This is a genomic window from Thiomonas sp. SCN 64-16, from assembly GCF_001725585.1.
Classification (GTDB): domain Bacteria; phylum Pseudomonadota; class Gammaproteobacteria; order Burkholderiales; family Burkholderiaceae_C; genus Thiomonas; species Thiomonas arsenitoxydans.
On sequence record NZ_MEGQ01000088.1, the window covers coordinates 1 to 6,162 of the forward strand.

Sequence of the window (6,162 nt, forward strand, 5' to 3'; positions counted from 1 at the left end):
ACAGGCCAAGTTGCTGCGCGTACTGCAGGACGGACAGGTTTGTCGCCTGGGCAGCGAAAAGGATCTGCATGTCTCGGTACGCCTGATTTGCGCCACGCATAAGCGGCTGGACAAGATGGCCGAGACAGGCGCCTTTCGCCGGGATTTGCTGTTTCGCATCAGCGGAGTGCCGATCCACTTGCCGCCGCTGCGCGAGCGCGCGGACGATATCGCCTGGCTGGCGCACCGCCGGGTCCAGACGCTCAACGCCAAGACCGGGCAATCCAAACGGCTCGACCCACGTTTCGTCTCCTGGGCCAAGCTGCAACCCTGGGAGGGCAATGTCCGCGAACTGTTTTCCGCGCTTGATCGCGCCTACCATTTTGCCAGCGATTGCTGGGTGCGCTGGGAGCGGTTCGGCATGCCGTGCTCGAACCCAGGATCTTCCACATTTGCCGATCGCGCTCACAATGTAGCGACGCCCCTGGGCGACTATCTAGCCCGAGCCGAGCGCGAATATCTGACGCAAGTGATGAATGAGCGAGAAGGCAAGATGGCTGAGACGGCTGAAGTTTTGGGAATCAGCCGAAAGACCCTCTGGGAAAAACTCAGGCGCCACAAAATCGCCACCTGATCGCCTGATGTTGGCGCCAATCGGCATCGGTTCTGCTACACCACTGCGGTCTGAGGTCGCGGCTACCGTCATGGGAAGGAACGATCAGCTCTGTTAATGCGTGATGCCTGAACCACGTCATGCGCAGCTCCTGCAAACCGCCCGTGCAATCAGGCTGACCTGCATCTGTCCCCCATGTCATGCCACTGTGAACTGTCCCATCATGCCATTGTCCTCATGCTCCAGGATGTGGCAGTGGTACATGAAGGGATGGTCTTTGCCAGCGGGCTGATCGAATCGGGCAACCAGGCGGACCGTTTGGTTGCGCCGCACGAGAACGACATCTTTCCAGCCTCGCTCATACTCCGGCGGAGCCACGCCATCGCGAGAGAGAATCTGAAACGACGTGCCATGGACATGGAAGGTATGCGCCATATGGCCCTCGTTCCTCACTTGCCAGACCTCGGTGCTGCCCAGGCGCACGCGCTGATTGATCACCGACATCTCCATGAACTGGTGGTTGATAGAAAACAGTTTTTCCATGCCCACGCCCATACTCATGCCGCCAGGGCCGGTGTTTGCGCCCATGCCCTGATCCCCCGACATGCCCCCCATCGCGCCCATTGCCCCGCCTCCCATGGCGCCCTGCATCCCTTGCATTCCCTGCAAGCTGAACAGTCGCTGGGGCGCGTCGATGCGTAGCGACGGGATGGCCACCAGATGATCAGGAAGCCGCCCCGATTTTCCGGCAGGAGCGCCAACCCGAAGCTGCAGCAGATCGAACCCCTGGCGATCAAATCGATCAGCGTCCATGGGCATGCTGCTCAGCCCTGGAACAACGGAGCCCGAGTCACTGCGCAACACCAGAGTGCTTCCTTGGAGTTTGCGCAAATCCACCAGGATCTCCGCACGCTCCGCTGCTGCGAGAAGCAAACTGCGCCTCTCCACAGGATGAGCCAGAAGTCCGGCATCGCTGGCAACCACATAAAAACTCTGTCCGCTGGCGAAAGCAAAGTTATAGAGGCGCGCATTCGATCCGTTGACCAGACGCAGCCGCACCCATTGCGCAGGAACGTTGACATAGGGCTGTTCACAACCGTTCACCAAAAACCGGTCGCCCTTCATGCCCATGCGGTCCATCATGCTGTTCATATAGCGCAGCGTGCCATCAGCCCCAAAGCGCCGATCTTGCACGATCACGGGAAAGTCATCCACGCCCCAGGTATGCGGCAACCCGAGGGCGCGGTCCACGCCATCATCGACCAGCAGCAGCCCTGCCATACCGGCGTAGACGTGAGGACCTGTCAGCCCATCCGGGTGGGGGTGATACCAAAGCGTGGCACCCGGTTGATCCAGGGTGTAGGCGTAATCCATGGAGTGCCCCGGCGCGATGAGGCTTTGCGGGCCGCCATCCATCGTGCCGGGCACATGGGCGCCGTGCCAATGGGTGGTTGTTGGCTGGTTCAGCGCATTGCGAACCTGGATCCGCACCCGTTTGCCGCGCGGGATGCGCAGCGTCGGGCCCAGATAAGCCCCGTTATAGCCCCAGGTAGGGGTCTGCACACCCGCGAGCAAGGTGCTGGTTCCGGGGGCGATCCGCAATGCATACGCCAGACTACCATCCGCCTGAGCCGGTCCGCCGAGTTGCCCAGGGATGGGCATGGGGCGGGTGAACACGCCGGTCCGCACTGTCGCGCCGCGCGCGGTGTTTGCACCCATGCCGGCCATGCCGCCCTGGCCCATGCCCGGCATCGACCCCATCATCATGCCGCCCATGCCCTGAGCATGCGTGCGGCCCGCCAACCAGAGAGAGCTGCCCGCCACGGCACCAACAATGATCTGGCGTCGGCTGAGTTTGCCGTCCTTCCAATCGGGCGGCTTGTGGTGATCCGCCGAACCCGGCATGCGGTTCGATTTCGTCGACGTCATGACTTGATCTCCTGTTTCATGCGCTGATAGTCCTCGCGACTGATTTCACCGTTCGCATAGCGCCGGTCAAGCGCCTCACGCGCCGACTCTTGCCTGGAATGCCGGTCCCCGCAATGCGACACGCCGTGTCCTCCTCTGAAAATCATCCAGAGAATCAGACCCAGCACAAGGACTGGAATGATCCACATCCCGAACCAAGGGCCTGCGCCCCAACCCCAATACCCCATCATGATGCGTACTCCTTTGTGTTTGGCGCCGACTGCATGCCGCAGTGCATTGCACGCGCAATCGGCGAGTTGTATCCGTGCGATCGCGCGCGCTCGTCCGGCTCCGGTTTACTGCGCGCCCGCAGGCGCTCCGCGACGGGTTCCGCGCATCGCGCCAAACTGCTGATTCAGTATGGTTTGCTGCGCCGGGCTCAGTTCGGCGTAGAGCGTTTTCATCGCAGCGGTCATGGTCTCCATGCCTGCCACGCGCGCTTGCATCAACTGCGTGCGTTGCTCCATGCGTTCCGGAGCATTGCCCTTTGCCTCAAACAGGGTGGTCCGCATGGACTGCATCGCATCGGACTGCTTCTTGGCTTGTGCCGCAAAGGCGTCCCAAGCAGGCTCTTGCTGCGGCGTGATCTGCAATTGCGCCTTCATCGCGCCGAGACGATTTTCCATCCTGGCAGCCGGATCACCGCGCCCCATCATGCCCGCAGCCATGCCGCGGCCGCCCATCATGCGCATGCCCGGCCCGGCCCCCTGCATGCAGCCGTATTGCTGCGGTTGGGCAGGGGATTGTGCGTAGGCGGTGCCAATCGCGGCGAGTGAGAGGACGGCGGCAAGACCCAGTGTTCTATGGTTGCATTTCATGATTGATCTCCGATCAAAATGCGTAGACGGTTGGCGGGACGTTCCCGCAGCGACATCTGATTGACCGCCATCGCAATGGGAGCCATTTCAACGCTGACGTGTAAGCAGACCATGTCAAAAAGCGGCTGTTTTGTATCGCATGTTCTGCGAACCCGTGGCTGACATGCTGCGTTACATTGTTTTTGACGAGGCTCGCCGCAGACCCTTGAAAATCACGGCATGGACATACCTGACCACATCCTGATCGTTGACGACGATGGCGAGATCCGCAATCTGCTGAGCGCCTATTTGCAAAAGAACGGGCTGCGCGTCACCGCGGTGGGCGACGGCAAGGCCATGGAACGCGCCCTCGTCGCCGCACGCATCGACTTGATCGTGCTCGATCTGATGCTCCCGGGCGACGACGGTCTGACGCTCTGTCGCCAGCTCCGTGCCAAATCCGACATCCCCGTGTTGATGCTCACCGCCCGCAGCGACGAGACCGATCGTGTCGTCGGGCTGGAGATGGGCGCCGACGACTATCTGACCAAGCCCTTCAGCGCGCGCGAGTTGCTCGCCCGCATCAAAGTCATCTTGCGACGCGCCCGCAGCCTGCCCATCAATTTGCAGCCCGAAGATTTGCGCGAGGCCCATTTTGCTGGCTGGACGCTCAACACCCTGCATCGCCATCTGATTTCTCCCGCAGGCGTGGTCGTGGCGCTGAGTGGCGCGGAATACCGCTTGTTGCGCATTTTTCTGAGCCATCCCAACCGGGTTCTCAACCGCGACCAGTTGGTGGATCTCACGCAAGGCCGGGAGGCCGACCCGCTCGATCGCAGCATCGATGTCCAGGTCAGTCGCTTGCGTCAACGTCTTGGAGACGATCCGCGCGACCCGGTACTGATCAAGACGGTGCGCGGCATGGGCTATGTGTTGTCAGTGCCCGTTGAAGGAAAGCCGTGAAACGGTTGCTGCCGGCGTCGCTGTTCGGCCGCATGATGCTCGTCCTCTCGAGCGGCTTGATTTTGGCGCAACTCCTGAGCGCCTCAATTAACTTCGCCGAGCGCGACCGAGCGGTGCTGCGCAACAGCGGCATGCAGTCTGCGCAACGCATTGCTGACGTGGTCAAACTTCTGGATTCGATGCCGCATCAGGAGCGGCTCCGTATCGCAAAAATCTTGAGCGTGCCGCCCCAGGTCGTGGACTTGGAGCCCTCACCCATCAAGACAACGGCTGCCGCAATGCGCAGCGCACAAACCATGATGTTTTCACAGGCGCTTCATTCCGCCCTCGGGGATGAAAGACCGCTGATCGTCTCGGCCAGTGCAAACCCTTCTGAGGCCATTGGATTCTCCGACATGCACCGGCGACCCCTGCCTGGCATGGCCTCGATGGCGGCCTATATGTCGGGTATGACACAGGCATCCCGGTCTTCCATGCAAGCCTTCATGGCGGAAAAACTCGGCTTCCTGATCCAGGTGCAACTGCACGATGGAAGCTGGGTGGCCTTTACAACCCAGCTTCACCAAGGCGCCCAGGCGCCCCCCTGGCATTTGCTGCTGACCTTGCTCGTACTCTTGGCGTCAGTGTTGTTCCTCTCCTTTGTTGCCGTGCGGTGGATGACGCGGCCGCTGGCGGTCCTGGCCTCGGCCGCTGAATCACTTGGTGAAGACATCCATCGTCCTCCACTGCCGGAAGCTGGACCTGCCGAGGTACGGCGGGCTGCACACGCGTTCAATACCATGCAGGCTCAACTGATTCGATTTATTACGGATCGGACGCGCATTTTTTCGGCCATGTCGCACGATCTGAAAACGCCGATCACCCGCATGCGTTTGCGCGCAGAACTGCTGGATGATGACGATGTGCGCGCGCGGTTCGAGAAGGATCTGCTGGAGATGGAGCAGATGGTGAAGTACACGCTGGATTTCATGCGCGGTCTCGACCAGCCACAACATATTCAGCCCATCGACATCATGTCCTTGCTTGAAAGTCTGCAGGCCGACGCAGAAGAGATGGGGCGTGTAGTGCAGATTCAAGGGCGTACCAACAAGCCCTTCGTTGGGGATCCAGCTCGAATAAAGCGTTGCTTAGCGAATCTGCTCGACAATGCCGTTTTATATGGCGAACGGGCCCTCATCGTCGTCGACGATAGCGCTACCTCCCTGACACTGCGCATTCAGGATCAGGGCCCCGGCATTCCGGAGGAAGAACTGGAAAAGGTGTTTGAGCCGTTCTATCGGCTCGGCCTTGGCCTCGGCATCGCACGCGACATCGCGCGTGCGGCGGGGGGACGGTTGACGTTGCAGAATCGCCGCGATGGCGGAATGGAGGCGATCTTGGAACTTCCACATAGTCCGGCATAAATCGTCGGTCCTGCAAAATTCAAAATCCGTTTTCCCTTCGTTTTTTGGCGCCGATCAAAAGCCGGATATTCCGGGGTGTTGGGCTTGCCATGTGATTGGGTCTGCTGCTGCTCCGGGGCAGATCGTCGCGGCAGATCCCCACCTATGCCATTGCGTCGCATCCTGAGTTTGGCTGACAATTCAAGCAAACCCTGCGTTCAATGCATTTCTTTCAGGATCGATCGCTTTGCTGATCCATCAACGCAACTTGATCAGGACCGATTGCCCCACTCCTGCGCCAAATCACCGGCCGGGTCTGACCCGAGTCGCCCTCCCCGACAAAGCACACCGGGTGTCATCAGCATCGACCTGGGTGTGCTTTTCTGCGATGTGCGATGTTAGTATTCACTTACTTACTTTAATTCTGCGCTCAAATTGAATACTCGTCCCCCGCATCTGC

6 protein-coding genes are annotated in these 6,162 nt (G+C 60.3%); 3 read left to right on the forward strand and 3 right to left on the reverse strand.

Translation table 11 applies throughout. From position 1 onward, the window contains the following. A partial coding sequence (locus tag ABT24_RS15375) for a sigma 54-interacting transcriptional regulator (protein ID WP_286738252.1) occupies positions 1-613 on the forward strand: 613 nt, incomplete at its 5' end. A gap of 177 nt (positions 614-790) precedes the next feature. Here the strand turns inward: ABT24_RS15375 and ABT24_RS15380 are convergent. The 3 genes from ABT24_RS15380 to ABT24_RS15390 form a co-directional block, all read right to left on the reverse strand. Beyond that, positions 791-2,368 (reverse strand): multicopper oxidase family protein, encoded by a 1,578-nt coding sequence (locus tag ABT24_RS15380; protein WP_286738253.1) that lies wholly within the window; start codon positions 2,366-2,368, stop codon positions 791-793. A gap of 149 nt (positions 2,369-2,517) precedes the next feature. Continuing rightward, on the reverse strand, positions 2,518-2,751 hold the full coding sequence (locus ABT24_RS15385; protein ID WP_013104784.1) for an SHOCT domain-containing protein: 234 nt from the start codon (positions 2,749-2,751) through the stop codon (positions 2,518-2,520). 105 nt (positions 2,752-2,856) lie between these two features. Further along, entirely contained in the window at positions 2,857-3,378 is a 522-nt protein-coding gene (locus ABT24_RS15390) for a Spy/CpxP family protein refolding chaperone (RefSeq protein WP_276730997.1), read from the reverse strand. A gap of 219 nt (positions 3,379-3,597) precedes the next feature. Here ABT24_RS15390 and ABT24_RS15395 point away from each other — a divergent pair, with 219 nt between their 5' ends. Together ABT24_RS15395 and ABT24_RS15400 are read left to right on the forward strand one after the other, a co-directional pair. Then, complete coding sequence (locus ABT24_RS15395) at positions 3,598-4,320, forward strand: response regulator (protein WP_276730999.1); 723 nt, start codon at positions 3,598-3,600, stop codon at positions 4,318-4,320. Further along, a complete protein-coding gene (locus ABT24_RS15400) occupies positions 4,317-5,723 on the forward strand; it encodes an ATP-binding protein (RefSeq protein ID WP_286738256.1) in 1,407 nt (468 codons plus the stop codon). The genes ABT24_RS15395 and ABT24_RS15400 overlap by 4 nt, the downstream gene beginning before the upstream one ends. Positions 5,724-6,162: the final 439 nt, after the last annotated feature.

Coding starts and splice junctions, on each gene's coding strand:
- ABT24_RS15385 (WP_013104784.1), bottom strand. CDS start 2,751: ATGATGGGGTATTGGGGTTGGGGCGCAGGCCCTTGGTTCGGGATGTGG.
- ABT24_RS15390 (WP_276730997.1), bottom strand. CDS start 3,378: ATGAAATGCAACCATAGAACACTGGGTCTTGCCGCCGTCCTCTCACTC.
- ABT24_RS15395 (WP_276730999.1), top strand. CDS start 3,598: ATGGACATACCTGACCACATCCTGATCGTTGACGACGATGGCGAGATC.
- ABT24_RS15380 (WP_286738253.1), bottom strand. CDS start 2,368: ATGGGCGGCATGATGATGGGGTCGATGCCGGGCATGGGCCAGGGCGGC.